The sequence below is a fragment of the Bradyrhizobium sp. genome, from assembly GCF_036735945.1.
Taxonomy (GTDB): Bacteria; Pseudomonadota; Alphaproteobacteria; order Rhizobiales; family Xanthobacteraceae; genus Bradyrhizobium.
The window spans coordinates 1-5,404 of the sequence record NZ_DAINNI010000206.1; the positions used below are offsets into that span (position 1 = coordinate 1).

Genomic DNA, 5,404 nt, shown 5'->3' on the forward strand with positions numbered 1-5,404 from the left:
TCATCTCTTCCGGCGACGGCGGCTTCATGCCGCCGCCAAAGCCCATCGCCTGCGCGATGCCGGCGAGCGGGCCGCGCTTGCCCGAACCCATCGCCTTCATCATGTCGGCCATGTTCCGGTGCATCTTCAGCAGCTTGTTGACCTGCTCGACATTCAGGCCGGCGCCGGCGGCGATGCGCTTCTTGCGGCTGGCCTTGAGGATATCAGGGCTCTTGCGCTCGGCGCGCGTCATCGAATCGATGATCGCGACCTGACGCTTCAGGATCCTGTCGTCGATCCCGGCGGCGGCGATCTGGTTCTTCATTTTTGCAATGCCGGGCATCATGCCCATCAGGCCGCTGATGCCGCCCATGTTGGCCATCTGCAGCAACTGCTCGCGCATGTCGTTGAGGTCGAACTGGCCCTTGCGCATGCGCTCGGCGGTGCGCGCGGCCTTCTCGGCGTCGATATTTGCGGCCGCGCGTTCGACCAGCGACACCACGTCGCCCATGCCGAGGATGCGGCCGGCGATACGGGAGGGATGGAAATCTTCCAGCGCATCGGTCTTTTCGCCGGTGCCGATCAGCTTGATCGGTTTGCCGGTGACCGCGCGCATCGACAGCGCGGCGCCGCCGCGGCCGTCGCCGTCCACCCGCGTCAGCACGATGCCGGTGAGGCCGACGCGCTGGTCGAACGCGCGCGCGAGGTTGACGGCGTCCTGGCCGGTCAGGGAGTCCGCGACCAAGAGCACTTCATGCGGGTTGGCGGCGGCTTTGATCTCGGCCGCCTCGCTCATCATTTCTTCGTCGAGCGTGGTGCGGCCGGCGGTATCGAGCAGCACCACGTCGTAGCCGCCGAGCTTGCCGGCCTCGAGCGCGCGCTTGGCAATCTGCGCCGGCTTCTGGCCGGCGACGATCGGCAGCGTCGGGATGTCGAGATCGCGCCCCAGTACGGCCAGCTGCTCCATCGCCGCCGGGCGGTAGATGTCGAGCGAGGCCATCAGCACCTTGCGCTTGTCGCGCTGGACCATGCGTCGCGCGAGTTTTGCGGTGGTCGTGGTCTTGCCGGAGCCCTGCAGGCCGACCATCATGATCGGGACCGGCGGCACCGCATTGATGTCGATGGTCTGGCCGTCGGCGCCGAGGGTGGCGACGAGTTCGTCATGGACGATCTTGACCACCATCTGGCCGGGCGTGACCGACTTGACGACGGTGGCGCCGACCGCCTGTTCGCGGACGCGATCGGTGAAACTCCTGACTACCTCGAGCGCGACGTCGGCCTCGAGCAGCGCGCGGCGCACCTCGCGCATCGCCGCGTCGACGTCCTTTTCGGACAGCGCACCGCGCCCCGTCAGACGATCGAGAATGCCGCCAAGCCGTTCCGACAGATTGTCGAACAATGCCGTTGTCCTGTTTCTGTCTCATCCTTCGAGGCGCCGCTTCGCGGCTGCCCAGGACGAGGGTATTCCAAACACTTTCGCGCCCGAGGGCGCATCGCGCTGTCGGGCGTTGGCCTCCGGTCTCACGGGCCGGGCGGCGGGTCGAAAAGAACCTCTTTCCGAGAAAGTGCCGGGGTTAAACGCCGGGAAACGGCAGAAGTCAAGGAGAAACTCGGCCGAAATGACTCCGCGTCTCGTCTAAGTATTTGGAAGTATGTAGATTTCGGAAGGGTGGGCAATGCCGGCGAAGCCCCTTGTGTCAGCGAGGGATGGTCGGCAGCCCGACCCGGATACGTTCTGAAAAATCAGGTCTGCCATCGGCCGCCGCTGCGGTCTCGTTGATCAGGGAGCGGCGCCGCAGTTCTTCGAAGGGCAGCGTCGTGTCCACTCTGCCCGAGTGATAGAGATAGCTGTCGACCAAACCGTTCAGCAGGTGGCGGACATCGAACCGGCCCTGCCTGCCGGCGGCGTTCGCGTAACGTACGATATTGATCGTGCAACTGTTGGTCAGCAGGTGGTAAAATTCGGGTCTGTCTGCGAGTTCGTTGATCCGGGCCAGGTAGACCAGCAGCAGCCGGCGCGCATCGTCGGCAGACGTATTCAGGTGATAAAGATATACCGGCTCGCGCCGGTGATTGGTGCGCACGCCCACGAGGTCACGTTCGCTGCCCACCAGATAAATCAACTCGAATTGCTTGAAGAGGGAGGCGATGGGCGCAAAACCTTCACCAACCTCCGGCCGTGTTTCGATAGAGATACTAAGCGGCGGTGCGTCGTCGAATGTGAAACTCACGAACGTGTGCCCGACCGGCCCCTCGGTAAAGTAGGATATGTAGAAGTCGAGGCCGTTCAGGTGCGACAGCCGGATATCCCGTTCCTCGTACCGGACCGTGAAGTCACTCCGTGTACGGTAGTCGAAGTCGCGGACGCCGGTCAGGTGCACATGGTCGCCATCGATCACGGCTCGCGGCATCACCGCGACTTCCGGCCGCCAGTTGCGATGATGCGAGGGAGGGATGGCAATCCACCATGCGACCACGCCGAGGAACAGCAAGGCTGCTGCCATGGACATGCGCCGTTGATGTGAGAACCAGACGGCCCAAACGGCGAACGCCGCAAAGGCTGCCGCAAGGGCGATGCGCAATCCGGCCCATGGCAGATTTGAATAATAGATGGCCAGAGTAGCCCATGTGAGCAGCAGGGCGCGAAAGAGAAAACCCACAGCGGCCAGCAGCCAGCGCAACGATCCGGTCAGCAGTCTGCGAAGCACACGCATTGTCCGTCAAATGTCGCCGGTGATCCGGTGGGGCAAGGAACGCTGGATGGGTCTCATATCACGATCAAAGGTGACCCGGCAACGAACGCAGGCCGGACTCTACTTGCCAGGTGCAGTCCGCCAAATCACGGCCGTATGATGGCATGCGTTCGCTTTGGCTCTTGCTGCGAGCGGCCGTTGCGCTACCATTTCAATCTTCACCTTCGAGTACGGCGAGGTTGTCGGTCATTCGGCATCAAAGGCGCATCGCTGATGGCAGTTGGCAAGATAGTCCGAGATCGGCCAGTGCCGTTTCTGTATGGTTTGATGATCGTTACGCTTGTGGCGTTGCTGCCGCTCCCGCCGCTCTTGCAGAACCAGGATTATCATCAGTTTGCCGACCAGCGCGAACTGTTCGGCATACCGAATTTCTGGAATGTCGTCTCCAACCTGCCCTTCATCGCCGTGGGCGCAATCGGTCTTGCCCGATTTCGGTGGAATGCAACGACCCTGGTGCTGTTCGGCGGAATTTTCCTGACCGGCTTCGGTTCATCCTATTACCATCTCGATCCCAATGACCAGACGTTGTTCTGGGATCGATTGCCGATGACCCTCTGCTTTGCCGCCATACTTTCCGCGGCAGTCGAGGAGCGCGTAGATGCGAGGGCAGGCGCTACGTTGCTGCCGCCGCTGCTTGTGATCGGAATTTTCAGCCTTCTGCTGTGGCGCTGGACCGATGACTTGCGGCTCTATGCGTGGGCGCAATTCTTTCCGTTTGCCTCGCTGGTTTTGATCCTGAGCTTCTTTCCACCGAAATACACCGGCGCGTCTTACTGGGTCGCCGCCGCAGCGCTTTATGCGCTCGCCAAGCTGATGGAGCATTATGACCACGCGGTATATTCCCTTGGTGGAGTTCTGAGCGGACATACGCTGAAGCACCTTGCGGCAGCAGCCGCGTGCTTCGCGATCCTCCGGTTATTCCAGGTTCGTCGACCGCTGGAAACTGTTGCGCGCAGCGCTCCAGGACGCGGTTAGCGGTCGAAGGTCAGGCGGGATGAATGAAGAAAGACGAGCGACTTGAGCGATATAAAGCCTCTAAACAATTCAACGAGAAGACCTTTTTCGACCCGGATGGTGCGCCCCCCAGAAAGCTGAGCGAGGTTCTGCGCTGGCAGTTTGGCGGCCACCGCAAGCGGGCGGAATGGCCGGACTGGGTGCCGAACGCGCACAACGATACGCCGCCGCCGCGCATTTCCGGCGACAAGGTGCGGCTGTCCTTTGTCGGTCACGTCTCCTGGCTGATCCAGACGCGGGACCTCAACATCCTCGTCGATCCCGTATGGTCGCTGCGGGCCTCGCCGTTTTCATTCGCCGGGCCGAAGCGCCACAACGATCCCGGCATTGCCTTCGAGGCGCTGCCGAAAATCGATGTCGTGCTGGTCTCGCACGGCCATTACGACCACCTTGACATCGCGACGCTGTCCAGGCTTGCCGAGAAGTTTTCGCCGCGCGTGATCACGCCGCTCGGCAATGACGTCACCATGCGGGACTCGGATTCGGCGATCAAAGCGGAAGCGTTTGACTGGCAGGACCGCGTTGAACTCGGCAACGGGCTCGCGGTTACGCTGGTGCCGACGCGGCACTGGTCGGCGCGCGGGTTGTTCGACCGCAACAAGGTGCTGTGGGCGAGTTTTGTGCTGGAGACGCCGGCCGGTAAACTCTACATCGTCTGCGATTCCGGCTACGGCGAGGGCAAGCATTTCCGCCGCGTCGCGGAGATGCATGGTCCGCTGCGGCTGGCGATCCTCCCGATCGGCGCCTACGAGCCGCGCTGGTTCATGAAGGACCAGCACATGAATCCGGCTGACGCGGTGAAGGCGCTCGCCGATTGCGGCGCGCAGCAAGCGCTGGCGCATCATCACGGCACGTTCCAACTCACCGATGAAGCGATCGATGCGCCGGTCAACGCGCTGGCCGACGCGCTGAAGGAAGCAAAGATTCCGCCGGAGCGGTTCGCTGCGCTAAAGCCGGGGCAGGTGTACGAGATTTGACTTCGCGGCCTGCGCCATCCCATCGTGCCCCGGACGCAGTGCAGCGCGTGAGCGATGCGCTGCAGAGCCGGGGCCCATCTGCCGCAAGCAATTCGTTGAACGAATGGGTCCCGGCTCTGCGGAGCAGCGTTGCCGGACGATGCGGTGCATCGCCTGGGCTGCACCGCGTCCGGGACACGGGGCGCGGAGCTACTCCTTCGGCTTGATCGCCCAGGATACGCTCACCGTCACCGACAGCGTTTCCTCGCCCGGCGCCACCCGCGCGCCGGCGGCCATCGGCGCTGCCATTTTGCCGCGGAACACCGGCGTCGGTGCGCCTTCCTCGGAAATGCTGATGGGCTCGCCGAGCGCAACCCCGGCCGCCCTGGCGTAGATCTCGGCCTTGCGGCGGGCGTCCGCGATCGCCTTCTCGCGGGCTTCGTCGAGATGCTTCGACGCCTGCGTCACGGTGAAGTTGATGCCGCCGATGTCATTGGCGCCGGCGCCGACCAGCACGTCGATCACGCTGGCGACCTTGGTCACGTCGCGAATCCTGACCGTGACGCGGTTGCTGGCGCGGAAGCTGACGATGCCTGGCGCGCGCTCCGCGGGCTTCGAAAAGGTCGCAAATTGCGGCTGCAGCGACAGCCGCGAGGTCTGGTAGTCCTTCTCATCGATGCCGGCGCCCTTCAGCGCCAGCAG

General features: G+C 63.2%; 5 protein-coding genes. 2 read left to right on the forward strand and 3 right to left on the reverse strand.

Annotation, left to right across the window (positions count from 1 at the left end; translation table 11 throughout):
- Both ffh and V7E26_RS29025 read right to left on the reverse strand, forming a co-directional pair.
- Positions 1-1,378 (reverse strand): signal recognition particle protein (ffh, locus tag V7E26_RS29020; protein WP_324422821.1); only part of this gene is annotated, 1,378 nt, incomplete at its 3' end.
- Between the two features lie 298 nt (positions 1,379-1,676).
- A complete protein-coding gene (locus V7E26_RS29025; protein ID WP_324422822.1) occupies positions 1,677-2,693 on the reverse strand; it encodes an Lnb N-terminal periplasmic domain-containing protein in 1,017 nt (338 codons plus the stop codon).
- Positions 2,694-2,978: 285 nt separating this feature from the next.
- On the opposite strand from V7E26_RS29025, the gene V7E26_RS29030 reads away from it, so the two are divergent.
- A complete protein-coding gene (locus V7E26_RS29030; protein ID WP_324422823.1) occupies positions 2,979-3,707 on the forward strand; it encodes a ceramidase domain-containing protein in 729 nt (242 codons plus the stop codon).
- Positions 3,708-3,730: 23 nt separating this feature from the next.
- Positions 3,731-4,723: an MBL fold metallo-hydrolase gene (locus V7E26_RS29035; protein ID WP_324422824.1), complete on the forward strand. Its 993-nt coding sequence runs from the start codon at positions 3,731-3,733 to the stop codon at positions 4,721-4,723.
- A 189-nt stretch (positions 4,724-4,912) separates the two neighbouring features.
- On the opposite strand, the gene V7E26_RS29040 is transcribed toward V7E26_RS29035, so the two are convergent.
- Positions 4,913-5,404: SIMPL domain-containing protein (locus V7E26_RS29040; RefSeq protein WP_324422825.1), on the reverse strand; the 492-nt coding region annotated here is incomplete at its 5' end.